The organism is Urbifossiella limnaea (assembly GCF_007747215.1).
Classification (GTDB): domain Bacteria; phylum Planctomycetota; class Planctomycetia; order Gemmatales; family Gemmataceae; genus Urbifossiella; species Urbifossiella limnaea.
Genome location: NZ_CP036273.1, coordinates 2,320,326 through 2,344,589, shown reverse-complemented (window position 1 = coordinate 2,344,589; position 24,264 = coordinate 2,320,326). Strand labels below are relative to the sequence as shown.

Sequence of the window (24,264 nt, the reverse complement as noted above, 5' to 3'; positions counted from 1 at the left end):
AATCCTGAATTCCGAATCCTGCCCGTCAGCTTACCACACCCTCCGCGACCCGTCGCGGGGTCGGTTCCGGCGCCGGCTGCGGCGCCCGGTAGCGGACCGGCTCGGCGGTGCGCAGGTCGAGCGTCAGCGGGAACTCGGGGCTCACCTCCGCCGGCGGCACGCTCACCGGCCCCGGCGTGTGACCCAGCGCCGAGAAGCGCGCGATGCGCCGCCCCTCGGCCTCCAGCGCGTTCACCGGCAGCACCTCGTGGCCACGGCCGCCGGGGTGCGACACGTGGTACGTGCAGCCGCCGATGCTGCGGTCGTTCCACGTGTCCAGCACGTCGAACACCAGCGGGGCGTGAACCGGAATTGTGGGGTGGAGGCAACTCGGCGGCTGCCACGCCCGGTAGCGGACGCCGGCCACGTACTCGCCGGTCGTGCCCGTCGGGTGGAGCGGCACGCGGCGGCCGTTGCACGTCACCACGTGCCGCGGGTCGGTCAGGCCTTGCACCTTCACCTGCACCCGCTCCACCGACGAATCGACGTACCGCGCCGTGCCGCCGACCGCCCCTTCCTCGCCGAGAACGTGCCAGGGCTCGATGGCGGTGCGGAGCTCGAGGTTCACCCCGCGGCGCGTCAGCTCGCCGATCAGCGGGAAGCGGAACTCGACGTGCGGGGTGAACCACGCCGGGTCGAGCGCGTACCCGCCGCGGTCGCCGAGCTCGGCGAGGGCGTCGCCGAAGTCCTCGGCCACGAAGTGCGGCAGCATGAACTTGTCGTGCAGCGCCGTGCCCCAGCGCACGAGCGGCTTGTCGTAGGGCTTCCGCCAGAACCACGACACCAGCGACCGCAACAGCACCTGCTGGGCGAGGCTCATGCGGGCGTGCGGCGGCATCTCGAACGAGCGCAGCTCCAGCAGCCCGAGGCGGCCGGTGGCGCTGTCGGGGCTGTAGAGCTTGTCGATGCAGAACTCGGTGCGGTGGGTGTTCCCCGTCGAGTCCGTCAGGAGGTGGCGGAACAGCCGGTCTACGAGGTACGCGGGGACGTGCTCGCCGCGGTTGGCCGTCACCTGCTGGAACGCCAGCTCCAGCTCGCGGAGGGCGTCGTGCCGCGACTCGTCCACCCGCGGGTGCTGGCTGGTCGGGCCGACGAACAGGCCGCTGAACAGGTACGACAGGCTCGGGTGGTTCACCCAGAAGCCGACGAGGCTCTTGAGCAGGTCGGGCCGGCGGAGTAGCGGCGAATCGGCCGGGGTGGCGCCGCCGATCACGACGTGGTTGCCGCCGCCGGTGCCGGTGTGCCGGCCGTCGAGCATGAACTTCTCGGTACACAGGCGGCTCTGCTTCGCCTCCTCGTACAGCGTGGTGGTGGTCGCCACGAGTTCGTCCCAGCTCGCGGCCGGGTGCGTGTTCACCTCGATGACGCCGGGGTCGGGCGTCACCGAGAAGTGGTTCAGCCGCGAGTCGTGCGGCGGCTTGTAGCCCTCGATCAGCACCGGCATCCGCAGCTCGGCGGCGGTCTGCTCGACGGCGGCGACGAGGTCGAGGTAGTCCTCCACGAGCCGCTGCGGCGGCATGAACACGTGCATGATCCCGCCGCGGGGTTCGACGCACAGCGCGGTGCGCACGACGGCGGAGGACGTGGGGCGGGTGACGCCCGGGCGCTCGGGAACGCCGTTGCCGCGGAACCGCGGGTCGAAGACCGGCTCCTTGCCGTCGGCCCGCTGCCCGAGGATCTCGGCCCGCTGCGGCAGCGGGCCGCGCGGGGTGAACGGGTCGCGCTCCGCCATGAACTGCCGGTGGTCGGGGTCTTCCCAGTACACGCCGTCGAGCGGGAGGCGCAAGCCCATCGGGCTGTCGCCGGGGAGGAGGTACAGCCGCTCCTTGCGGAGGAACCAGTCGCCACTCTCCCACTTCGACCCCGGCCCGAACGCCCGCCGCACCGGCAGCGTGTGGCCCACCACCGACCCCAGTTTCTGCTCGAACACGCGGGCCAGCCGGGCGCGCTCCTGCTCGTCGTCGAGCTTGCTGTCGAACGGGTCCACGTTCGCCGGCAGGCGCCGCTCGCGCCACATGTGGTACCACGCGTCCTCGTACCCGGGCATGGCGTGGGCGGGGTTCACGCCCAGCAACTCGGCCAGCCGCGTTACAAACCGGTCGCTGTCGCCGGCGCCGAAGCCGTACTTCACGCTCTCGTCGGCGACGAGTTCGGGGTCGGCCCAGACCGGCTCGCCGTCGCGGCGCCACCAGCAGCCGAACGCCCACCGCGGCAGTTGCTCGCCGGGGTACCACTTCCCCATGCCGTGGTGCAGCAGCCCGCCGGGCGCCCACTTGTCGCGCAGCCGCTTCAGCAGCGTCAGGCCCTGGCGGCGCTTGTTCGGGCCGACGGCACCCGTGTTCCACTCCTCGGCGTCGCGGTCGTCGATGCTCACGAAGGTGGGCTCGCCGCCCATCGTCAGCCGCACGTCCCACTCGCGCAGGTCGGCGTCCACGCGGCGACCGAGGGCGTCGATCGCGGCCCACTGCTCGTCCGTGTACGGCTTCGTCACCCGCGGCTTCTCGTCGAGCCGCGTCACCGTCATCTCGTGGTCGAACTCCTCGACGATCTTCTCGTCGCCGACCCAGCTGTACGAGCCGGCGATGGGTGCGGCGGACGAAGGATCGGCGGTGCAGGCTAGCGGGATGTGCCCCTCCGCTGCCAGCAGCCCGGAGGTGGCGTCGAGGCCGACCCAGCCGGCGCCGGGGACGTAAATCTCGGCCCAGGCGTGCAGGTCGGTGAAGTCGGCGGGCGGGCCTTCCGGGCCCTCCACCGGCTTCTCGTCGGCGACGAGCTGGATGAGGTAGCCGGACACGAACCGCGCCGCCAGGCCGAGGTGGCGGGCCAACTGCACCAGCAGCCACGCCGAGTCGCGGCACGACCCGCGGCGCAGGTCGAGCGTTTCCTCCGGCGTCTGCACGCCCGGCTCCAGCCGGATGACGTAGCCGACGTGCCGCTGCACCGCGTGGTTCAGGCTCACGAGGTAGTCGTTCGTGGTAACCCCGCTCCGCCGGCACGAGGCGACGAGCTCGCGCAGCCGGGGGCCGGCCGGGAGCGTTTCCAGGTACGGCGCCAGCTCGCGGGCCAGCCCGGCCTCGTAGGTGAACGGGTACTCCTGCGCCGACTCGTCGACGAAGAAGTCGAACGGGTTGATCGGCACCATCTCGGCGACGACTTCGACCGTGACCTTGAGTTCGGTCGTCGGCTTCAGGAAAACGAGCCGCGCGAGGTGGTTGCTGTACGGGTCTTGCTGCCAGTTCAGGTACTGGTCGGCGGGCTCGACGCGGAGCGAGTACGAGTGGATCGGGGTGCGGGCGTGCGGGGCGGGGCGCAGCCGGACGGTGTGCGGGCCGAGGGTCACCGGCCGGTCGTACCGGTACGTGGTGACGTGGGACAGCGCGACGCGGATGCCCATGCGGGGTGTCTCGTTGTGCGGTTACGACTGGCTCTGGCTCATGGCGGCCCGCGGCCGCGGCGGCGGCTTCACCTCGGCGGCGAAGAAGCTGGCGTGGACCGCGTTGCCGATCTTGATCACGGAATCCACGATGTGCGTCAGCGCCTCGTGGAGGCCGTCGCGCATGATGTCGGCGCTGGTGCGGCTGTCGAACCAGTCCAGTAGTTCGCGGATCTGCCGCTCGGCGGCGGTCGGCTCGCGGCCGACCGGGTTGCCGGCGGCGGCCTCGGCGGCGCCCTCGCACTCCCACACGCACCGACGGATGGAGCGCGGGAACTCCGCGTCGTACAGCAAGAATTCGGCGACCGCCGCCCCCGGCTCCATCGGCACCGACTTCGGCTTCTTGTGGAACGGCTCGTACCCGGAGCAGCTCATCAGGATGGCGAGCCAGTGGGCGTTGTCCACCGGCGTGCCCACGTCCTCGACCTTCGGCAGGAGCGTGTGGTACTTCACGTCCATGATGCGGGCCGTCTGGCTGGCCCGCTCCAGGTACGTGCCGAGCTTGAAGAACTCCCACGCCTCGCCGTGGCTCATGGTGGCGTCGGCGATGCCGTGGACGAGGTGGTTGATCCGCTTCACCTGCGCGTAGAACTCGTGCCGGTTGGTGTCGTACACCTCGCGGGCGTCGGCCTTCAGCCACAGGTGGTAGTAGTTGATCCGCTCCCACATCTCGCCCGAAATCACCTCGCGGATGATGCGGGCGTTCTCACGGGCCCAGTACATCGAGCTGGTGATGCTGAACGGGTTCTTCTCGTCCCAGGTCATGTACTCCTGGACGTTCTCGGCGGTCGGCTCGTGCGGGTAGTCGTGGAGGCCGGTGATGATGAGGATGGGCTTCCACTGCTGTTCGGCGGGGACGTGGAAGTCCAGCAGCAGGGTGTGGTTGACGTCCAGCACGCGCGCGACGTTCTCGGCCCGCTCGAGGTAGCGGGCGAGCCAGAAGCAGTGTTCCGCGACCCGTGAAATCATGGGCGCCAAACTCGTCTGATGACCCGGGATCGTCGCCAGCCGGGCGAACGGCCGGCGTCAGCCGGCTGGTCGTTGGTCAAGGCACCTGCACCACCGACCGGCCGGCTGACGCCGGCCAGTTGCCGGGTCCGCTGTCACCGCCCCTCAAGAACCCACGTATCCTTGCTGCCGCCGCCCTGGCTGCTGTTCACGACCAACGAGCCCTTCACGAGCGCCGTGCGCGTCAGCCCGCCGGGCAGCACCCACGTGCTCTTCCCCGTGATGATGTACGGCCGCAGGTCCACGTGGCGCGGGGCCGGCCCCTCGTCCGTCCAAGTTGGCACGGTGCTGAGCGTTACAACCGGCTGCGCGATGTAGTTGCGTGGGTTGTCCCGTATCTTCGCCGCGAACTCGGCCCGCTGCGCGGCGGTGCTGCTCGGCCCCATCAGCATGCCGTAGCCGCCCGACTCGTTCACCGCCTTCACCACCAGCTCCTCCAGGTGGTCGAGCGTGTACTTCAGGTCGTCCGGCCGGGCGCAGATGTACGTCGGCACGTTCTTCAGGATCGGCTCCGCCCCGTCCAGGTAGAAGCGGATCATGTCCTCGACGTAGGGGTACACCGCCTTGTCGTCGCACACCCCGGTGCCGACGGCGTTCGCCAGCGTGACGTTGCCGGCCTTGTACGCGCGGAACAGGCCCGGCACGCCCAACAGGCTGTCCGGGCGGAACGCCTCGGGGTCGAGGAAGTCGTCGTCGAGGCGGCGGTAGATCACGTCCACGCGCTGCGGGCCGCGGGTCGTCTTCAGGTAGACCACGTCGTCGTGGACGAACAGGTCCGGGCCGAACACCAGTTCGACGCCCATGTGCCGGGCCAGGAAGCTGTGCTCGAAGTACGCCGAGTTGTACTGCCCCGGCGACAGCACCACCACGCACGGCGGCGACCCCGCCCCCTCCGGCGCGACGGACGCCAGCGCGTCGCGGAGGCGGTGCGGGTAGTCCTCGACGCGCTTGACGCGGATGTCCTGGAACAGGTGCGGGAACACCTTCTTCATCACGGCGCGGTTCTCGAGCACGTAGCTGACGCCGCTCGGCGTCCGGCCGTTGTCCTCCAGCACCACGAAGTTCCCGGCCGCGTCGCGGATCAGGTCGGTGCCGCAGATGTGGACGTACACCCCGCCCGGCGGGCGGAAGCCGACCATCTCCTTGCGGAACCCCTTCGACCCGAGCGCCAGGTCTTCCGGGATCACCTTCTCTTTCAGGATGCGCTGGTCGTGATAAATGTCGTCGAGGAACTTGTTCAGGGCGGTGATGCGCTGTTCGAGCCCCTTCTCCAGGGTGGCCCACTCGGTGGCGGGGATGGGCCGCGGGATCAGGTCGAAGGGGAAAATCTTCTCCACGCCGCGCTGGTCGGCGTACACGCTGAACGTGACCCCCTGGTTGACGAACGCCAGGTCGGCGCTCGCCCGCCGGTTGTCGAACTCGGTCACGTGCAACCGGCCGAGCCGGTCGACGAGGGCGCCGCAGTAATCGTGCGGGTTGCCGCCCCGGTTAAACAGCTCGTCCCAGGCGGAGGGGTGGAGGCGATACTGGTCGAATAGGAGCGGTCCCACGGTGGGCGACTCGTGGCCGTTGAGTGAGAAAGCCGAGCGGACCGAGCCGGTGGCGACGGCCATACACGCTCCCGGGTGCCCCGACAACAGGCAGCGACGCCCATTTCGACGGCACGAATGCATCATTCTTCCGCGGCCGGGCGGGCCGACGGGGGTGTTTCATCCCCTGACGCAACTCGAGGGCCGATTCGCGAGGCTATTTCGCCAGTTCCAGTGGCAGCGAGTCGATCTTGGCCGCGAGAATGAAGTCGTTCTCGGTCAGCCCCCCGACTGCGTGTGTCCAGAGCTCGACCACCACGCAGCGGTAGTCGGTCAGGTGCAGGTCGGGGTGGTGGTCTTCCTCATCGGCGATCCCGCCGATCCGGTTGAAGAACGCCAGTGCGGTGGCGAAGTCGCGCGCGTGCCAGGCGCGACGGATGCGGTCGCCCCCGGGCGTGAGTGACCAGTCGGGCACCTCACGCAGCAGGCGGTGCACGTCGTCGGCGGGCAACGACTGAGCCGTTCCCGAACAGGGTGTGCATCTTTTCGCCGCGAGGCCGGTGGGTTGGCTCATGGCGAATCTCGGGCCTTAGTTCCCGTCGCCGGTCAGCCAGCGGGCGACGGCGTCGGAAGCGTCGGCGGCGGCGGCGGCGGGCGGCGTGTCAGCCGGCGGGCTGGGCTCGGCGGACGCCTTGCGGGCCTTCCACTCGGCAAACCAGCCGGCGGTGGAGGAGGCGAACATCGGGCCGGCGGGGGCGGGTTTCTTCGCACGGGGCGAGACGGACGGAGATCGGCGCTCGTTCATGGACCATCGGAGTTGGGTGGAATGGGCGGCCGACTTGCCGCCCGCGGACAGGGTACTCTACCTGCTGGCGGTGTCAACTGCGAACCGGGTGCCGCGGGCAAAGTTCTTTCGGAATCGTCACGGCGTGGGGGTGGCCAGCAACAGCACCGCGAACGACGCCAGCCAGTGTTCGCCCGCGAAATCGCCGCTGGCGACGTGCGGAAGTGCCGCCGCCGCGTGCCGCCGGGCCGACGCTGCCAGCGCCGCACGCGCGGGGTCGCCCGCCGGCAGCGCCGCCGCGATCGACCGCATGCACCACGCCCGACTCAGGTTCAGGCCGTCGAGGTGAACCAGCTGCGGGTCGGTGCGGTCCGTCACCGTCGCGGGGGCGAGCAGGCGCGGCGGCAGAGCTGGCAGGAAGCGAGCGAACCACGCCCGGAACTCGTCGCGCGGCAGCACGCGGCGCATCAGGTCCGCCTCGCACAGCGCCGCGGAAAGGAAGTCGGCCCCGTTCGGCTCCCACGAAGCGGGGTAGTCGGCGTCGGCCAGGAAGTACGCCCGCGCCCGCTCCTCGACGAGCGACTTCAGCTTCGTGTCGCCGACGGCGACGGCGTAGTCGTGGGCGAAGGCCAGGCCGAAGGCCGTGTTCGCGTGCGTGCCGACGCGGGTGGGGTACGTCTGCTTCGGGTAGTAGCTCACGTACTTCCCGGCGATCAGGTCCGCGAGCGGCCGCAGGTTCGCGGCCCACCGCTTCGCGTCGGGGTCGTCCCAGCCGTGCAACTCGGTCTGAAGTTTGAGCAGCCACGTCCAGCCGTAGGGCCGCTCGAACGACTTCGACTCCGCCCGCGCGAAGTACTCCAGTTCCACCCTCACGTTTGCCGCGGTGAGGTGCTGGTCCAGCACGGCACGTGCCTGTTTCGACTCCGGCAGGTCGGGGTGCGTGCGGACCACCTTCACGAGCAGCCAGTGGCCGTGGACGGCCGAGTGCCAGTCGTAGGAGCCGTAGAAGGCCGGGTGCAGCGCCTTCGGCGTGCGGGCGTCGGCGGGGCCGCCGAGGACGTGTTCGGGCTTGTTCGGGTACTCGCGGACGACGCCCTTGAGCGCCAGCCGGGCGAACGCCGCCGCGGCCTCACGGGTGAGCGTGGCCGGCGGCTCGGGAGAAGGCTGGCTCATGGCGGCGGCGGCAACAAGTGTGAACACGGAAGGCACCTCCGGTCCGGGGCGTTACACAGATGGTACGGTTCCGGCCCGCCGCGGCGGGTAGCATCGGGGCATGACAACACGCCTCCCGCTCCTCCTCGCCGCGGCCGTCGCCGCTGCCCCCGCCCTCCCCGCCCAGGACGCCGACGACGGCACCGGCGCCGGCCGCATCTTCCACTCGATGGTGTGGACCGGCAAGGAGGCGATCGTGTGGGGCGGCGGCTCCGAGGGGAAGTTCTTCGACCACGGCTTCCGCCTCGACCCCACCGCGAAGACCCGCCGCGCCTTGACCACCGACGGCGCCCCGTCCGCCCGCTGGGCGCACGCGGCCGTGTGGACCGGCACCGAGATGCTCGTCTGGGGCGGGCGCTCCGAGTTCGCGTCGAACAGCCACCGCGACGACGGCGGCCGCTACGACCCCGCCACCGACCGCTGGCGCGGCGTGTCGGCGGTGAACGCCCCGACGGCACGGTCGCAGATGGCGCGGGTGTGGACCGGCGACGAGATGATCGTGTGGGGCGGGTTCGGCGACGGCGCCACGGCCTGGGACACCGGCGGCCGCTACGACCCGAAGGCCGACCGCTGGCGGATGCTGCCGCTTCGCGGCGCCCCGGAGGCCCGCGTGGAACCGCTTCACGTGTGGACGGGCACCGAGCTGCTGGTGTGGGGCGGCATCACGCCCGACCTGAAGCAGACGTTCCGCACCGGCGGCCGGTACAACCCGAAGACCGACCGCTGGGCCGCAATCCGCCCCGACGACGCGGCCCCGTCGGTGTGGGGTGCGGCGGCCGTGTGGACCGGCACCGAGATGCTGGTCTGGGGCGGGGCGCTGCAGAACGGCGACGAAAACGTGAACCAGGTGACGAACCGCGGCTGGGCGTACAACCCGGCCACCGACCGCTGGCGGGCACTTTCCACGACCGGCGCCCCGTCGGCTCGGTTCTTCCCGACAGGCGTTTGGACCGGCTCGCGGTTCGTGGTGTGGGGCGGCGGCGACCAGGGCGGCGAGGGGAACCCGGCCCAACACTTCGCCGACGGCGGCGTCTACGACCCCGTCACCGACCGGTGGACGCCGCTGCCGCGAGTCGGCGAGTTGGCCGGCCGCGGGCTGCACACGGCGGTGTGGACCGGCCGCGGCATGATGGTGTACGGCGGCTCCACCGGCGGGTTCAGCGCGTTCGCCGACGCCGCGTTGTGGGTGCCGCGCTGACCGATAGAACCTCCCTGCCGTCTCTCCAGGGGGTTCGACATGCTGAAGCTCCGCACCGCCGCCGTCCTCGTCGTCGGCATCGCCGCCGGCGCCGTCCTCACCCGCGCCGTCGGGCAGCCGCCGTCACCCGCCCCGAACCCGGACTCGCAGTACCGCCTCGGCCCCGATTCGCTCCCGCAGGACGGCGTGCCGCGCGGCGAGATCCGCGGCCCGTTCACGCTGCCGTGCAACGTCTACCCCGGCACGCAGCACACGTACTGGGTCTACGTCCCCGCGCAGTACAACCCCAAGGTGCCGGCCGCGCTCATGGTCTTTCAGGACGGCCAGGCGTTCAAGAACGAGAAGGGCGACGTGCGGGCGCAGAACGTGATGGACAACCTCATCTACCGCCGCGAAATCCCGGTGATGCTCGGCGTGTTCATCAACCCCGGCCGCCGCCCCGACCAGCCTGAGCCGACGCCGTCGAACTGGGGCGACAGGGATACCAACCGGCCGACCGAGTACAACTCGCTCGACGACAAGTACGCCCGTGTCGTCACCGAGGAACTGCTGCCGGCGCTGAAGAAGGACTTCAACATCTCCGACGACCCCGAGATGCGCGGCATCGGCGGCAGCAGTTCCGGGGCGATCGCGGCGTTCACGGTGGCGTGGGAACGGCCGAACCAGTTCCGCAAGGTGCTGTCGAACGTCGGCAGCTTCGTGAACCTCCGCGGCGGCCACGTCTACGCCGACAAGGTGCTGGCGAGCGAAAAGAAGCCGCTGCGGGTGTACCTGTGCGACGGCCGCAACGACAACCGCGGCATCCGCAAGGGCGGCCAGTACGACGAGAAGATGGACTGGTTCCTCCAGAACGTCCGGCTGATGAAGGCGCTGACGGCGAAGGGGTACGACGTGAACTACTCGTGGGGCATGAACAACCACGGGCAGAAGTTCGGCGGCGCGATCCTGCCCGAGATGATGCGCTGGCTGTGGCGCGACGGACCGGTTTCGACCGACCCGACGGACATGGTGGAGCGCGGCTTCCGGCAACCGGTGGCGCGGAAGAACTAGGCCAGGATCGCGCGGATGACGTGCCCGTGGACGTCGGTCAGCCGCCGCTCGACGCCGTTGTGGTAGAACGACAGCCGCTCGTGATCGAGCCCGAGCAGGTGCAGCACGGTCGCGTGCAGGTCGTAGATGGTCGTCAGGTTCTCGGCCGCGGTGTAGCCGAACTCGTCGGTCGCGCCGTGGCTGAACCCGCGCTTCACGCCCGCCCCCGCCAGCCACACCGTGAACCCGCGCGGGTTGTGGTCGCGGCCGCTCGCCCCGCGCTGGAACGTCGGCATCCGCCCGAACTCCGTCACCCACACGACCAGCGTGTCGGCGAGTAACCCCGTGCGCTTCAGGTCCGCCAGCAGCGCCGCGCACGGCCTGTCGAGAATCGCCGCGTGCGTCTCGTACTGCGGCTTCAGCGTCTTGTGCCCGTCCCAGTTGCCGACGCCCTCGCCCATCGCGTAGGAGCCGTTGAACAGCTGCACGAAGCGCACGCCGCGCTCGAGCAGCCGGCGGGCCAGCAGGCAGTTGCGGGCGAAGCCGGCCTTGTAGCGGTTCGCGTCGCCGGTGCCGTACTCGTCGTGGACGCGCTGCGGCTCCTTCGCCAAATCCGCCACCTCCGCGGCGCGCAGCTGCATCCGCCCGGCCATCTCGTAGCTGGCGATCCGCGCCGCCAGCGCCTCGTCGCCGGGGCGGGCGGCGGCGTGGCCGGCGTTCAGCCGCTCCAGGAACGCCCGCGTGTCGGCGTCGGCCTGCGGCGCGATCGTCCCCGGCCGGGCGAGGTGCGGGATGGGCCGGTCGGCGCCGAACGGCGTGCCCTGGAACACGGCGGGGAGGAAGCCGCTGCCCCAGTTGTTCGGCCCGACCTGCGGCACGCCGCGCGGGTCGGGGATGGCGACGAACGCCGGCAGGTCGCGGCACTCGCTGCCGAGCGCGTAGCTGACCCACGCCCCGGCGCTGGGGAAGCCGTCGAGCGTGAACCCGGTGCTCATCTGGTTCTCGGCCGGCCCGTGGGTGTTGCTCCGGGCCGTCATCGAGTGGACGAAGCACATCTCGTCCGCGAGGCCCGCCAGGTTCGGCAGCAGGTCCGACACCATCTTGCCGCTCTGCCCGCGCGGCCGGAACGTCCACAGCGGCTTGACCAGGTTGCCGTTCTCGCCCTGGAATGTGACGAGCCGGTCGGCCCCCGGCAGCGGCTGGCCGTCGCGGCGGACGAGCTCCGGCTTGTAGTCGAACGTGTCGAGGTGGCTGACGGCGCCGGAGCAGAAGATGGTGAGGACGCGCTTCGCCTTCGGGGCGAAGTGCGGCGCCCGCGGCGCGAGCGGGTCGTCGGGCCGGACCGCGGGGCGGATCGGGTCGGCGGCCTCGGCGAGCAGCGCGGCGAGCGCGACGCCGCCGGCGCCGGTGGCGGCATCGCGGAGGAAGGCGCGGCGGTCGGTGAACATTGATGGGCTCGGGGAGAAGAGTTTTGACGGGATAACAGGATGAAGCAGGATGGAATACAAAGACAGAAATCAATTTAAGTTTTGTCTTTGTCTTCCATCCTGCTTCATCCTGTTATCCCGTCAAAACTCTTGGTTTGAATTCAGTCCACGAACACGAACTCGTTCGCGTTCAGCAGCGCCCGGCACAGCGCCGGCAGCCCGTGCTTCGCAACCAGCTCCCGAGCCGCGGCCAGCTCGTCCGCCCGCGGCGCCCGCTGGAAGGCCAGCCGGAACGCGCTCGCCACGGGGTCCGCGTCCTTCTCGACGCGCGCGGCGAAGAACCCGGCCTGCTGCACCACGAACGGGCTGTTCAGCAGGTTGAGCGCCTGCAAGGGCGTGATCGACACGTTTCGACGTGGTGCGACCTGGCCGCCGTCGGGGCAGTCGAACGCGCCGAACGTGTCGTCCGGCTGCATCCGCGGGCGGTGCTGATAAACCATGCGGCGGAACTCGGCCGGGCCAAACGTCGTCTTCGGCGTGTACACGCGGACGTAGTTCGTGTTCGGCTCGAACAGGTCGAAGCCGGGGCCGTACATCGTCCGGTCGAGCTTGCCGCTCACTGCCAGCACCGCGTCGCGCAACACCTCCGCTTCGAGGCGCCGCGGCGGGTAGCGCCACAGCAATCGACTTTGAGCATCCTTCGCGGCGGCGTCGGGGCGGTTCGCCGACGCCTGACGGTACGTGTCGCTGGTGACGATGAGCCGGTGGACGTGCTTGAGCGACCAGCCGTGCTCGACCAGTTCCGCGGCGAGCCAGTCGAGCAGCTCGGGGTGGCTCGGCCGGCCGCCGTTCTTGCCGAAGTCGCTCGGCGTGTCCACGAGGCCGGTGCCGAAGTGCCAGTGCCACAGCCGGTTCACGACCACGCGGGCCGTCAGCGGGTGCTTCGGGTCGGTCACCCAGGCGGCGAACGCCTTGCGGCGCTCCACGTCGGTCGCGGCGTCGGGAATGTCCAGCGGTGCGCCGATCTCGGTGAGCGCCCCGGGGCCGACGGCGTCGCGCTTCTGCGTCACGTCGCCGCGGCCGAGGAGGTGAACAGCCTCCGGCGTCGTGAACCGGCCCGCGTAGGCGACCATCCCGCGGGCCGCGTCCGCCAGCCGCTTCCGCACGTCGTCGCGCTGGCGGCTCAGGTTCGCCCATTCGAGTAGCTGCGCGGCCGCGAGCGCCGGCGGGGCGGTGCTCTTGTCGCCGACGGGGAGGCGGTCGTCGGACGACGCCACCACGACCCACGCGGCACGGTCCGCCGACACGTCGATGCGGTAGCGCGTCGGCAGGCGGTCGGCGAACTTCCCCTCGCGGTCGCGCGCCCACACCACGCGATCGATCTTCGCCACGTCCGCGAACTCGACCTCGACCCAGCCGCGGGGCGTGCTGGAAATCCAGCTGCGGCCGTTGCCGTAGCGGCCGTCGGTGAGGTGTTCGAGCTTGTGGAGCGTGCCGCCGGGGTAGTCGCCGCTCGACCGCAGCTTGCCGCCGCGGGCCACGTTCACCGGCGTCGGCCCGGCCGTGAACGCCTCCAGTTCGTCGAGGCACGGCTCGCCCTGGTTCGTCTCGAAGGCCACGAACCGCACGTACCTCGCGGCGACCGGCGCGAACCGCTCCGTGTTCAGCAGCGGGCTCACCGGCATGCGGCGCGGTTTCACCGCGGCGGGGTCGGCGAGGGGCTCCAGCGCCGCGAGCTTGGCGTCGAGTTCGGCGACCTGCGCCGTCAGGCGGTCGGTGTCGGCCTTCGGGTCGGCGGCGCCCGGCAGCTTCACCGCGCGCTCGCCGTGCTGCACGCCGGCGAACACGGCCTTCACGCGGTAATAATCCTCGGCCGGGATCGGGTCGAACTTGTGGTCGTGGCAGCGGGCGCACGCCACCGTCAGCCCCAGGAATGCGGAGCCCGCGGTCCCGATCAGGTCGTGTAGTTCGTCGGCCCGCTGGTTCGCGGTCAGCACCGGGTCGGGGCTCTTCACCTGGTCCCACGGGCCGGCGACGAGGAACCCCGTGGCGGCGTCGGCCCCGAGGGCGTCGCCGGCCAGCTGCTCGCGGACGAAGCGGTCGAACGGCACGTCGGCGTTCAGCGCCCGGATGACGTAGTCGCGGTAGTGGTACGCCGTCGGCCGCGGGTTGTTCATCTCGAAGCCGTGGCTGTCGGCGTAGCGGACCACGTCGAGCCAGTGCCGCGCCCACCGCTCGCCGTAGTGCGGCGACGCGAGGAGCTTCTCGACCAGCTTCTCGTAGGCGGCCGGGTCTGGGTCGCGGACGAAGGCGTCCACGTCGTCCGGCGTGGGGGGCAGGCCGATCAGGTCGAACGACAGGCGGCGGAAGAGCGTACGGCGGTCGGCGGCGGGGGAGAGTGATAGCCCCTTGTCCGCGAGTTTGGCGACGACGAACCTGTCGATCGCGGTGCGCCCCGCAGCGACCGGCACCGGGGGCCGCTTGACGGGGGCGAAAGCCCAATGGTCGTCCGCGTGGGCGACCGGTACGAGGGCGAAGAGAGCGACGCAGGAGAGGAGCGTGCGGGAGGGCATCCGAATAGCTTACCGAACTCGCCCGCCGTGCCGCAAGTCGCGTCTAGGCGTACGCTTCGGCCGGCCCGGACCTCGGATATCGCTCCAACATTTATTTGTGTCACTGACTCAATGCGTGCCTCGACCCCCCGGGGGGGGTAGCGTACACACAATGCGCCGGGTCAGAATGTGTCACACCTCTGTCGTCTCGCCGCGGTCGGGTGCTGCCACGTCTGTGAAGCCGATGCCGCGGAGCCCTTCGGCCAGCGCCGCGGCGCGGTCGGGTTCGCCGTGGACGAGCCGCACCCGCGCCCCGGCCAGCGGCCCGAGCATCCGCAACAGGTCGCCGTGGTCGGCGTGGCTCGACAGGCCGTTCAAGACCACCACCTCGGCCTTGAGCGGCACCACGCGGCCGAGCACGCGCACCTCCGGGCGGCGTTCCACGAGCCGCCGGCCGAGTGTGTGTTCCGCCTGGAACCCGGCAATGAGCACTGTGTTCCGCGGGTCCGGCAGGTGGTGCTTCAGGTGGTGCAGGACGCGCCCCGCCTCGCACATCCCGCTCGCGGCGATGATGACGGCCGGTTCCGGCATCCGGTTCAGCTTCATGCTCTCCAACGGCGACTCGACGTAGCGCACGCTGCGGCCGCCGAACAGCTCCGGGTGCGCGGCCAGCAGCGCGAGCGTCTCGTCGTCGAAGCACTCGGGGTGGGCGCGGAACACTTCCGTCGCGCGGGTCGCCATCGGGCTGTCCACGAAGATCGGGACGGCGGGCAGCTTGCCGGCCTGCATCAGCTGGTGGAGGAAGTAGATGAGCGTCTGCGTCCGGCCGACGGCGAACGCCGGCACGATCACCTTGCCGCCGCGCTCGACGGTGCGGCGCACGACCTCGCCGAGCTTCTCGGCGGTCTCGTCCACGGGCTCGTGGGTGTGGCCGCCGTAGGTGCTCTCGGAGATGAGCAGGTCGCACGCCGGCACCGGCTCCGGGTCGCGGAGGATGGGGAGCCCCGGCCGGCCCAGGTCCCCGGTAAAAGTCAGCCGCCGTTCGCCGCCCGGACCGTCGATGCGGACCGCGGTCACGGCCGAGCCGAGGAGGTGGCCGGCGTCGGAGAATGTGGCCTCGATCCCCTTCCCGACCGAGACGTGCGCCCCGTACCGCACCGCTTGCAGGCGGAGGAGCGTGCGGTACACGTCCTTGGCGTCGTACAGCGGCTCCACCTTCGGCTCGTCGCGGCCGCGCTTGCGGTTGAGGTAGTTGGCGTCCTCCTCCTGAATCTTCGCCGCGTCGCCGAGCATCACCGCGGCGAGCGCGCGAGTAGCCGGCGTGCAGTAGATCGGCCCGGCGAAGCCTCGTCTCACGAGGTTCGGCAGGTTCCCGCAGTGATCGACGTGGGCGTGGCTGAGGATGACGGCGTCGATGTCCTTGGCCCGGAAAGGGAAGTCGCGGTTGCGCTGCACGGCTTCCGAGCGATGTCCCTGGAACAGGCCGCAATCCAGCAGCACCGTCTTGCCGCCGGCGGTCAACTGGTGCATCGACCCGGTGACGGTGTGGGTGGCGCCCCAGAACGTGACGGAGGGCGCGGCGTTGCGGGCGGGTCGGGGCATGGCGCACCTGATGAGTTCGTCATTAACAGGGTACGCATCAGTCGCCCCTTGCGTATAACCGCGGTGTGCGGCCGGCTCCCCCGGCCGCCTCTCCGGAGGGTCTCGCGATGCGCGTGCGGATCATGATGGTCGGGCTCCTGGCCGGGCTCGTCGGCGTGCTCGGGCTCGGCGGTAGCGGGCTGGCCCAGGACAAGGCGAACAGCCCCACCGGGACGTGGAAGTGGACGACCAAGGCGAAGGACGGGAAGGAGCGGGAGACGGTGCTAAAGCTCAAGGCCGACGGCACCAAGCTGACCGGCACCGTCAGTGGCGGCGGCAAGGACGCGAAGGACATCGAGATCGAGGACGGCAGCGTCAAAGACGGCGAGGTGAAGTTCAGCGTCACCCGCATGTTCAAGGACCAGAAGAACACGTCGAAGTACGCCGCCAAGGTGACCGGCGACGTGATGAAGGGGACGATCGAGGCGACGTTCGGCGGCAAGGACACGAAGCGCGAGTTCGAGGCCAAGCGGTCGAAGGACTGACGCCACCCGGGACGTACTGTCAAGGGCAAGGACGCCCTCTCGTCTTTCGGCGGGAAGTCGGGGTTGCCCGGCGGCGTCGGTCTACCCTAGCATCTTCCCTTCGCCGTTCGCCCCACGAGAAGGATCTCGCCCGGAAACGGCACGGAGATGCCCCAAACGCCACGCGCTACCACCCCGTCCCCGGGTCGGGACGCCGCCCTCGACAACCTCCGCGTCTGTGCGATGCTGCTCGGCCTGGTGACCCACGGCGCGCTGCCGTTCACGGCCACCGGCCTCATCCCCTTCCCCGTCCGCGACGCCACCCGCCACCCCGCCGCCGACGCCGTGTACTTCGCGGTCCACGACTTCCGGATGCAGCTGTTCTTTTTGCTCGCCGGTTTCGCGGCCGCATCCCTCGGTGCGGCCCGCGGCGTCGGGGCCGTCGTCCGCAACCGGCTGACCCGGATCGCAATCCCCCTCGCGCTCGCGGCGGTGACGTTGTGCCCGCTGATGCACCTGCTCGTCGCCCGGCACACGGCCGCCCGCGGCGTGGAGTGGCACCCGGCCGACGCCGGCGGGTGGGTCGGGCCGAACTTCCACCTGTGGTTCCTGTACTACCTCCTCCTCTGCACCGTCCCGCTCGCACTCCCGCTGGCCTTCGGCCACCGCATTCCCCGCGGCGCGACCCGGGTCGCCGACCGGGCGGTCCGCGCGCTCGTCGGGTCGCGGTGGCGTGTGCCGTTGCTGGCGGCTGCGGTCGTGCCGGCGCTGTGGTGGATGCCGGCGTGGTGGGTCGAGTCTCCCGTCGGGTGGGTGCCGGACCCGGACGTGTTCGCGTACTACCTCGGGTTCTTCGCGGCCGGGGCGACCCTCAGCCGTCACCGTGACCTCCTCCCGGCCGTGGGGAGAAACTGGCCAACCCAGTTGGCCGTAGCGAACGCCCTCGTGCTGCCGGCGATGCTCGGGCTCACGGTGTCCGGGGTCCGGGCCGCCGCCGCCCCCCCGGCGGGGTTCGTCGCCTGGAAGGTGTCCGCGATCGTGCTCGGTGGCGCGTACACCTGGCTGATGATCGGCGGGCTCATCGGCCTCTTCCGCCAGTACTTCGCCGTGTCAACCAGCCCGTGGCAGTACCTCGCGGGGGCGTCGTACTGGTGTTACCTTGCCGGGTTCCCGGTGCAAGTCGCGCTCCAGGTCTACTTCGCGCCGCTCGGGTACCCGATGTGGGCCGAGTTCGTGGTCGTGAACGCGCTGACCTTCACGGCCCTCCTCGCCGGCTACGAGTTGGTCGTCCGGCGGACGTGGCTCGGCACCCTGCTGGGCGGGAAGCGACGCGACACCGTGCGGCCGGGCGTCGTGGTTGAGATGCGGGTGCCCGCGGGCCGGAACGTGGTCGCACCGGGAAGAAGGGTCGAGTACGATAGACCTGTCTCCCCGGTGCCCACCTGATGCGAACCGCAACCCTCCCGGCGGTGCTCTTCCTGGCGACGGCCGCCCGCGCGGCCCCGCCGGACTTCGACCGTCAAGTCGCCCCCATTCTCGCCGCCCGCTGTGCCGCCTGCCACAGCGGCGACGACGCCAAGGGCGACCTCGACCTCACCCGCAAGGGCGCCGTCGTCGGCAAGGCGGTGGTGCCCGGCAAGCTCGCCGACAGCCCGCTGTGGCAGCGCGTCGATGCCGGCGAGATGCCGCCGAAGGGCGGGCTCCCCGCCGCGGAGAAGGCGCTGCTCAAGGAGTGGATCGCCGGCGGCGCCGGGTGGGGCACCGACCCCATCGACCCGTACGCCGTCACCACCAGCACCCGCGCCGGCCGCGACTGGTGGAGCCTGCAACCGATCCGCCGCCCGGCCATTCCCCCCATCCTCGGCCGCGAGCACCTCGCCCGCAACGACCTCGACCGCTTCATCCTGGCGAAACTGCCGCCCGGCTGGGAGCCCGCCCCGCCGGCCGACAAGCGTACCCTCATCCGTCGCGTCGCCTACGACCTGATCGGGCTGCCGCCGAGCTACGAGGAGGTGGAGGCGTTCGCCGCCGACGCGGACCCGCACGCGTACGAGAAGCTGGTCGAGAAACTGCTGGCGTCGCCGCACTACGGCGAGCGCTGGGGCCGCCACTGGCTCGACGTGGCCCGCTACGCCGAGACGTGCGGGTACGAGCGCGACCAGGTGAAGCCCGACGTGTGGAAGTACCGCGACTGGGTGATCCGCGCCTTCAACACCGACCTGCCGTTCGAGCGGTTCGTGCTCGAACAACTCGCCGGCGACGAACTGCCGGACGCGACCGCGGACACGGTCGCGGCCACCGGCTTCATCCGCCTCGGCACCTGGAACGACGAGCCGAACGACCCCACGGAGTACAAGTACGACCGGCTCGAAGACATGGTCGGCGCCACGAGCACGGCGTTCCTGGGGCTCACGGTCCGCTGCGCCCGCTGCCACGACCACAAGTTCGACCCGATCCGCCAGACCGACTACTACCGCATGGGCGCGGCGTTCTGGGCCGGGTTCGTCGAGCCGGGGCCGCGCGAACTCCTCGGCGGGCCGGACGCGAAGGCGCTCGGCTTCCCCGCCGTGTTCGGCTGGACCGACCGCGGTCGAACGGTGCCACCGCTGAAGCTGCTGAAGAAGGGCGACCCGGCGCGGCCCGGGGCCGTGGTCGAACCCGGACACCAGTCCGCGATCCCGGCGCTGGACCGACCGTTCACCCCGCCGCCGGAAGGGGCCAAGACGACGACGCGCCGGCTGCAACTGGCACGCTGGATCGCAGACCCGGTGAACCCGCTGGCGGCTCGGGTGTGGGTGAACCGCGTCTGGCAGCACCACTTCGGCCACGCCCTCGCCCGCACCCCGGACAATTTGGGCTTCACCGGCGACAAGCCGACGCACCCCGAATTGCTGGACTGGCTCGCCGCCGACTTCCGCGCCCTCGGCGGCCGCACGAAGCCGCTCCACCGGCTGATCCTCCACAGCGCCACGTACCGGCAGGCATCAATTCACCCGGTGGCCGCCGAGTACGAGAAGACCGATGCCGGCAACCGCCTGTGGTGGCGGGCCGAGCGCCGCCGGCTCGACGCCGAGGGGCTCCGCGACTCGTTGCAGAGCGCCGGCGGCAATCTCAAGCTGGACCGCGTCGGCGGCCCGAGCTTCGCCCCGGACATCCCGCCGGACGCACTCGAAGGTTTGTCGATGAAGGGGGCGGCGTGGAAGGCGTCGCCGCCCGCCGAGCAGGGGCGGCGCACCGTGTACGTGTTCGCCAAGCGCGGCCTGCTACCGCCACTGCTCACGACGTTCGACTTGCCCGACACAACGCTCCCGAGCTGCCGCCGCGACGTGACCATCGTGCCGACGCAGGCGCTGGCGCTGCTGAACAACCCGTTCGTGCACTCGCAGAGCGCCGCCCTGGCGCGGCGGGTCGGCGGCGGGTCGAAGGACGAGCAAGTGACGCGGGCGTGGCGGCTGGCGTTCGGCCGCGACCCGCGCCCCGGCGAGCGGGCAGCGGCGCTGACGCACTTGGAGCGACAAGCGTCGCTGCTCGGCGACCCGACAGCGGCGCTGGCGTCGCTGTGCCACGTGCTGCTGAACACGAACGAATTCGCCTACGTGGACTGAAACATGCCATCCCCGTTCCCCTGCGGCCTGACCAGACGCGAAGCGATCTGGGACATGGGCGGCGGCTTCGCCGGCGTCGCCCTCGCGGGGCTCCTTGCCGAGGACGCCCGTGCCGCCGACGGGCCACTCGCAGCGAAGCCAGCGCACTTCCCCTCGAAGGTGAAAAGCTGCATCTTCCTGATGATGAACGGCGGCCCGTCGCAGGTGGACACGTTCGACCCCAAGCCGGCCCTCGCCCGCTTCGCCGGCACCGAACTGCCGGCCGACAAGAAGTACATCAACTCCGGCGGCCGCCGCGTCGGGCACCTCACGCCGGCGTTCCGCCCGTTCCGCCCCGGCGGCACCAGCGGCCTCCCCGTCTCCGACTACTTCCCGAACGTCCGCCGACACGCCGACAAGCTCGCCGTCGTGCGCTCGTGCCACACCGACAGCCACGCCCACGGGTCGGCGCTGGTGATGATGAACACCGGCAAGACGTTCATCGGCCGGCCGTCGCTCGGCAGCTGGGCGGTCTACGGCCTCGGCACCGTTAACCAGAACCTCCCCGGGTACGTCGTCCTCATGGACAAACGCGGCGGCCCGATCAGCGGCCAGCCGAACTGGGCCAGTGGGTTCATGTCCGCCGCGTACTCCGGCACGCTGTTCCGCCCCGCGGGCGACCCAATCCTCGACCTCCGCGGCCCGCACGGCCCCGCCGCGCAGCGGAACCAACTCGACCTCCTCGCCGAGCTGAACCAGCAGCACCTGGACGCCCGCCCCGGCGGCCGCGAACTCGCCGCCCGCGCAGCCAGCTACGAATTGGCCTTCCGCATGCAGGCCGCCGCGCCCGAAGCCGTCGATCTGACGCGCGAAGCGACCCGCACCCTCGACGCCTACGGCGTCGGCCGGCAGCCGACGGACGAGTTCGGCCGCAACTGCGTGATAGCCCGGCGGCTCGTCGAGCGCGGCGTGCGGTTCGTGCAGCTTTACAGCGGCGGCGGCCACCTCGAAGACACGTGGGACGCCCACGCCAGCGTCGAGCGGAACCACGGCCAGCACGGCGCCGAGGTCGATCAGCCGATCGCGGCGCTGCTCACCGACCTGGAAGCCCGTGGCCTGCTCGACAGCACGCTCGTGATCTGGGGCGGCGAGTTCGGGCGGATGCCGTTCAGCGAGGGCCGAAACGAGCCCGGCCGCAACCACAACCCGTACGGCTTCTCGATGTGGCTCGCCGGCGGCGGCGTGAAGGGCGGCACCGCCTACGGCGCGACCGACGAGTTGGGGTTTGAAGCGGTCGAGAACAAGGTTCACGTCCACGACCTGCACGCCACTATCCTGCACCTGATGGGGCTGGATCACGAGAAGCTCACGTACTTCCACCAGGGCCGGGCCGAGCGGCTGACCGACGTGTACGGCACCGTCGTCCGCGGCATCCTGGCTTGAGGACTCCGCATGCGCTGCCTGCTACTCGCCACCGCGGCCGCGTTCGGCGTCGCCGCGGACGCCCCCACCCCGGTGCGGGTCATGAGCTTCAACGTCCGCTACGGCACCGCCCGCGACGGCGACGACCACTGGGACAGGCGCAAAGACTTCCTCGCCGCCACGATCGCGGCGTTCGACCCCGACCTGCTCGGGACGCAGGAAACGCTCGCCTTCCAGCGCGACTTCCTCGCCGAGAAGCTGAAGACGCATGCCGCCGTCGGCGTCGGCCGCGACGACGGCAAGGAGCGCGGCGAGATGGCGGCGCTGTTCTACCGCACCGCCCGGTTCGAGAAGCTAGCCGGCGGGACATTCTGGCTCAGCGAGACCCCCGACCGCGTTAGTAAGGGCTGGGACGCCGCGCTGCCGCGCGTCGCCACCTGGGTTAAGCTGAAGGACCGCACGGACGCGACGCCGGTGCTGTTCCTGAACACGCACTTCGACCACATGGGCAAAAAGGCCCGGCACGAGTCGGCGAAGCTACTCCGGGCGAAGGTTGTGGAGCTCGGCGCCGGCTGCCGCGTCGTCGTCACCGGCGACTTCAACGCCGGCGAAGACAGCGACCCGTACAAGGCGCTGTTCGACCCGGCCGGCGGGCTCGTGGACACGTTCCGCGTCAAGCACCCGACGCGCGGCAAGGCGGAGGGCACGTTCAGCGGCTTCGAGCCGGCCGCGACGACGGGGCCGCGCATCGACTGGATCGCCGCCGGCCGCAACTGGCACGTCATCGACGCCGGAATCGACCGCACGGCGAAGGGCGGTCGAGTCCCGTCCGACCACTTCCCCGTGACCGCGGTGGTGCGTCGCTAGAGCGGCACAAAAATGATCTCGGCCGCGCCCGACGCCGACATCGGCGGTGGGCGTGTGCTAGAACTTACCAGCTTCTCTACCACCAATGTCGGTCTGACGGCGGTCCCGATCGGGAGTCGGTCGGCGGTCGTGCGTCGGGCACCCGACCCCGGGAGCCAGCCGTGTCGCGAACGCTCAACTACAAGGAGTACGCCCGCGAGTTGGCCGGCGCGCCGCCAGCCCGACCCGCCCCCGTCACCGCCGTCATTCCTGCCCCGGCCGCGCATCTCCGCCCGCCGCCCCCCGGCGTCCTGGTGTGTGTCCAACCGCCGGGTGAGCTCCTCGGGAAACTCATCACCCTCCGTGGAACGCCGGTCGTGTTCGGCCGCGAGCAGGACGCGGACGTGGTACTCGATGAGCCGTCGGTCTCGCGGGCCCACGCCCGGCTGGAGCCCCGGCCGGACGGCACTTACCGGCTGATCGACCTCGGGAGTTCGAACGGCACCTACGTCAACGGCGTCCGCCTGGAGTCGAGCCCGGTCCACAACGGCGACCGGGTTCAGTTCGGCAACGTGATCTTCCTCTACATCGCGGGCGAGACCCCGTAACGCGTTCAAACGAGCGCGCCGGCCTCGTTCCGCGGCGAGTACGACGGCGGGTCGCTGCACGGGAACGAGTCGTCCACCGTGTCGTCGACCGGGTCGTCGATCAGGTCGCCGGACGGGGCTCGCTCCTCCTTGCGGTTCTGAGCGGTTTGGTCATAGATGCCGGCGGTGACGCCGGCCCCGAGGCGCTCGCGCAACGCATCGCACTTCGCCTTATCCGGCTCGCACGCCGCCGGGTCGAGGGCGCAGCGGGCCGCCCTCGACCCGCGGTACAGGAGGTAGCCGCCCGCGGCCGTCATCAGCAGCCCCGTCAGCGACCGCCGCTTCAGCCCGACCGCCGTCAGAAGCACCCCACCCAGCAACGAGCCGGCACCGGCCGTACTCATCCCCATGATCGACGCATTCATAACGCCTCCCACCCGGGTTCGGGCGACTCGTGGTGTACGAAACCTGTCCGGGGACATCCGATCGCACTGACAGGAAATGGCCACGCCGAGATGAAGCAATGCCCGTGCCGCGAACCGGCTGGCACCCCCGCTGCAGCGGCCGTAAACTAGCGGTTCCCACCCCGCCGGCCCGCGGAGTCGTCATGTCTTATCACCACGCCTCGCTCATCCCGGCCGTGCTAGTCGCCCTCGGCGTGACCGTGTTCGCACCCGCGGCCGAGCCCGCGAGTTCACTCCGGCTCACCCTCCGCAGTCGGCCGAACCCGTTAACCTCCTCCGCAGGTCCGGCGGCCGAGCGCACGGCCGAGTGGGACGCGAAGAAGACCGCCATCATCGTCTGCGACATGTGGGACCATCACTGGTGCAAGTCGGCCGAGGCCCGCGTCGGCGAGCTCGCGGGACCGACGGAGGCGCTGCTGAAGGCGGCCCGCGACAAAGGCGTCTTCGTCATCCACGCCCCGAGCACCTGTACCGACTTCTACAAGGACACGCCGCAGCGGAAGCGTGCGACGGACGCCCCGTTCGCGGCCACGCCGCAGCCGCTGGCCTCGACCGAGCGGTGGGGCACGTGCTGGAACTGGCCGGACGCCAAGCGCGAGGGCCCGCTACCGATCGACGACTCGGACATGGGCTGCGACTGCAAGGTGAAGTGCACCATCCGCGAGGCGTGGACGCGGCAGACTGCGGCGCTCACGATCGCCCCGCAGGACGCGATCACCGACCACGGCCAGGAGACGTGGAACCTGCTGGCCGAGCGGAAGATCGACAACGTGATCCTGTGCGGCGTGCATCTGAACATGTGTGTTCTGGGCCGGCCGTTCGCCATCCGGGCGATGGTGAAGCAGGGGAAGACCGTCGCCCTGATCCGAGACCTGACGGACACGATGTACAACCCCGAGCGGCCGCCCGGCGGCACGCACTTCGACGGCACCGACCGCGTGGTCGAGCACGTCGAACGGTACTGGTGCCCGACGTTCCTCAGCAGCGACATCACCGGGCGCCCGGCGTTCCGGTTCAAGGACGACCCGCGGAAGTAATCGAGAAG

General features: G+C 70.7%; 19 protein-coding genes. 9 read left to right on the top strand and 10 right to left on the bottom strand.

What is annotated here, in order from left to right; translation table 11 throughout:
* Positions 1–25: 25 nt before the first annotated feature.
* The 6 genes from ETAA1_RS09360 to ETAA1_RS09340 all read right to left on the bottom strand — a co-directional run bounded on the left by ETAA1_RS09360 (position 26) and on the right by ETAA1_RS09340 (position 7,966).
* Entirely contained in the window at positions 26–3,433 is a 3,408-nt protein-coding gene (locus tag ETAA1_RS09360) for a transglutaminase family protein (RefSeq protein WP_145236751.1), read from the bottom strand.
* A gap of 21 nt (positions 3,434–3,454) precedes the next feature.
* A complete protein-coding gene (locus ETAA1_RS09355; protein WP_145236748.1) occupies positions 3,455–4,441 on the bottom strand; it encodes an alpha-E domain-containing protein in 987 nt (328 codons plus the stop codon).
* Positions 4,442–4,575: 134 nt separating this feature from the next.
* The gene (locus ETAA1_RS09350; protein ID WP_145236745.1) at positions 4,576–6,093 is read right to left on the bottom strand and encodes a circularly permuted type 2 ATP-grasp protein; all 1,518 of its coding nucleotides are present in this window, start codon (positions 6,091–6,093) and stop codon (positions 4,576–4,578) included.
* 133 nt (positions 6,094–6,226) lie between these two features.
* Entirely contained in the window at positions 6,227–6,583 is a 357-nt protein-coding gene (locus ETAA1_RS09345) for a 4a-hydroxytetrahydrobiopterin dehydratase (protein ID WP_145236742.1), read from the bottom strand.
* A gap of 15 nt (positions 6,584–6,598) precedes the next feature.
* Complete coding sequence (locus ETAA1_RS31755) at positions 6,599–6,751, bottom strand: hypothetical protein (RefSeq protein WP_202920787.1); 153 nt, start codon at positions 6,749–6,751, stop codon at positions 6,599–6,601.
* Between the two features lie 180 nt (positions 6,752–6,931).
* Positions 6,932–7,966 carry a DUF2891 domain-containing protein gene (locus ETAA1_RS09340; RefSeq protein WP_145244608.1) on the bottom strand — a complete coding sequence of 345 codons (1,035 nt, stop codon included), beginning with the start codon at positions 7,964–7,966 and terminating at the stop codon, positions 6,932–6,934.
* A gap of 100 nt (positions 7,967–8,066) precedes the next feature.
* Between ETAA1_RS09340 and ETAA1_RS09335 the strand changes: the two genes are divergently transcribed.
* Both ETAA1_RS09335 and ETAA1_RS09330 read left to right on the top strand, forming a co-directional pair.
* The gene (locus ETAA1_RS09335) at positions 8,067–9,203 is read left to right on the top strand and encodes a Kelch repeat-containing protein (protein WP_145236740.1); all 1,137 of its coding nucleotides are present in this window, start codon (positions 8,067–8,069) and stop codon (positions 9,201–9,203) included.
* Between the two features lie 39 nt (positions 9,204–9,242).
* The gene (locus ETAA1_RS09330) at positions 9,243–10,253 is read left to right on the top strand and encodes an alpha/beta hydrolase (RefSeq protein WP_145236737.1); all 1,011 of its coding nucleotides are present in this window, start codon (positions 9,243–9,245) and stop codon (positions 10,251–10,253) included.
* Here the strand turns inward: ETAA1_RS09330 and ETAA1_RS09325 are convergent.
* From ETAA1_RS09325 to ETAA1_RS09315, 3 genes are all read right to left on the bottom strand, one after another.
* Complete coding sequence (locus ETAA1_RS09325) at positions 10,250–11,680, bottom strand: DUF1501 domain-containing protein (protein ID WP_145236734.1); 1,431 nt, start codon at positions 11,678–11,680, stop codon at positions 10,250–10,252. The two genes, ETAA1_RS09330 and ETAA1_RS09325, sit on opposite strands and share 4 nt — an antisense overlap.
* Positions 11,681–11,820: 140 nt before the next feature.
* Positions 11,821–14,232 (bottom strand): DUF1549 and DUF1553 domain-containing protein, encoded by a 2,412-nt coding sequence (locus ETAA1_RS09320; protein WP_145236731.1) that lies wholly within the window; start codon positions 14,230–14,232, stop codon positions 11,821–11,823.
* A 171-nt stretch (positions 14,233–14,403) separates the two neighbouring features.
* Positions 14,404–15,813, bottom strand: a complete 1,410-nt coding sequence (locus tag ETAA1_RS09315) for an MBL fold metallo-hydrolase (RefSeq protein ID WP_145236728.1) — start codon at positions 15,811–15,813, stop codon at positions 14,404–14,406.
* Between the two features lie 107 nt (positions 15,814–15,920).
* On the opposite strand from ETAA1_RS09315, the gene ETAA1_RS31750 reads away from it, so the two are divergent.
* From ETAA1_RS31750 to ETAA1_RS31745, 6 genes are all read left to right on the top strand, one after another.
* Positions 15,921–16,337 carry a hypothetical protein gene (locus tag ETAA1_RS31750; RefSeq protein ID WP_202920786.1) on the top strand — a complete coding sequence of 139 codons (417 nt, stop codon included), beginning with the start codon at positions 15,921–15,923 and terminating at the stop codon, positions 16,335–16,337.
* A 147-nt stretch (positions 16,338–16,484) separates the two neighbouring features.
* Entirely contained in the window at positions 16,485–17,762 is a 1,278-nt protein-coding gene (locus ETAA1_RS09305; RefSeq protein WP_145236726.1) for an acyltransferase family protein, read from the top strand.
* Positions 17,762–19,921: a PSD1 and planctomycete cytochrome C domain-containing protein gene (locus ETAA1_RS09300; protein WP_145236723.1), complete on the top strand. Its 2,160-nt coding sequence runs from the start codon at positions 17,762–17,764 to the stop codon at positions 19,919–19,921. Before ETAA1_RS09305 ends, ETAA1_RS09300 begins: the two co-directional genes overlap by 1 nt.
* A 3-nt stretch (positions 19,922–19,924) precedes the next feature.
* Positions 19,925–21,343, top strand: coding sequence for a DUF1501 domain-containing protein (locus ETAA1_RS09295; RefSeq protein ID WP_145236720.1), 1,419 nt, complete (start codon positions 19,925–19,927; stop codon positions 21,341–21,343).
* A gap of 9 nt (positions 21,344–21,352) precedes the next feature.
* Complete coding sequence (locus tag ETAA1_RS09290) at positions 21,353–22,189, top strand: endonuclease/exonuclease/phosphatase family protein (RefSeq protein WP_145236717.1); 837 nt, start codon at positions 21,353–21,355, stop codon at positions 22,187–22,189.
* A 161-nt stretch (positions 22,190–22,350) separates the two neighbouring features.
* Positions 22,351–22,776 carry an FHA domain-containing protein gene (locus ETAA1_RS31745; protein ID WP_202920785.1) on the top strand — a complete coding sequence of 142 codons (426 nt, stop codon included), beginning with the start codon at positions 22,351–22,353 and terminating at the stop codon, positions 22,774–22,776.
* Positions 22,777–22,781: 5 nt separating this feature from the next.
* Here the strand turns inward: ETAA1_RS31745 and ETAA1_RS09280 are convergent, their stop codons facing one another.
* Entirely contained in the window at positions 22,782–23,180 is a 399-nt protein-coding gene (locus ETAA1_RS09280) for a hypothetical protein (protein WP_145236712.1), read from the bottom strand.
* Positions 23,181–23,362: 182 nt separating this feature from the next.
* Here ETAA1_RS09280 and ETAA1_RS09275 point away from each other — a divergent pair, with 182 nt between their 5' ends.
* Positions 23,363–24,256 carry a cysteine hydrolase family protein gene (locus ETAA1_RS09275; RefSeq protein WP_145236710.1) on the top strand — a complete coding sequence of 298 codons (894 nt, stop codon included), beginning with the start codon at positions 23,363–23,365 and terminating at the stop codon, positions 24,254–24,256.
* The last annotated feature ends 8 nt before the right edge of the window (positions 24,257–24,264 follow it).